The organism is Janthinobacterium sp. LS2A (genome assembly GCF_036543145.1).
GTDB lineage: Bacteria > Pseudomonadota > Gammaproteobacteria > Burkholderiales > Burkholderiaceae_D > Janthinobacterium > Janthinobacterium aestuarii.
This window is the reverse complement of record NZ_JAZHPB010000034.1, coordinates 1-334: the sequence shown is the minus strand read 5'-3', so window position 1 is coordinate 334 and position 334 is coordinate 1. Positions and strand designations below refer to the sequence as shown.

Annotated in this window: 1 protein-coding gene; it reads left to right on the top strand. The window is 63.5% G+C overall.

All coding sequences use genetic code 11. The features are described 5' to 3' along the window. Nucleotides 1–334: flagellin (locus tag V3C40_RS28285; RefSeq protein WP_331779169.1), on the top strand; the 334-nt coding region annotated here is incomplete at both ends.

Genomic DNA, 334 nt, shown 5'->3' with positions numbered 1-334 from the left:
CAAGCTGCTGGGCAAAGGCAGCGCCGCAGCTGACGGCACGCTGTCGACGTCGATGACGTTCCAGATCGGCGCAAGCTCGACCGAAAAAATGACGTTCGACGTTTCGGGCAACCTGAGCTCGCTGAACGCAGCCCTGACCGGCCTGAGCGCCAACTTCTCGAGCGCCGCAGCAGCAGGCGCCACGGAACTGACGTCCAACGCCAACGCCAATATCGGCCTGCTGGCCACCGCCATCGACAGCGTCAGCACCCTGCGTTCGGCACTGGGCGCGACGGCTAACCGTCTGGACCACGTCAACACCAACTTGTCGAACATCGCCACCAACACCAAAGCC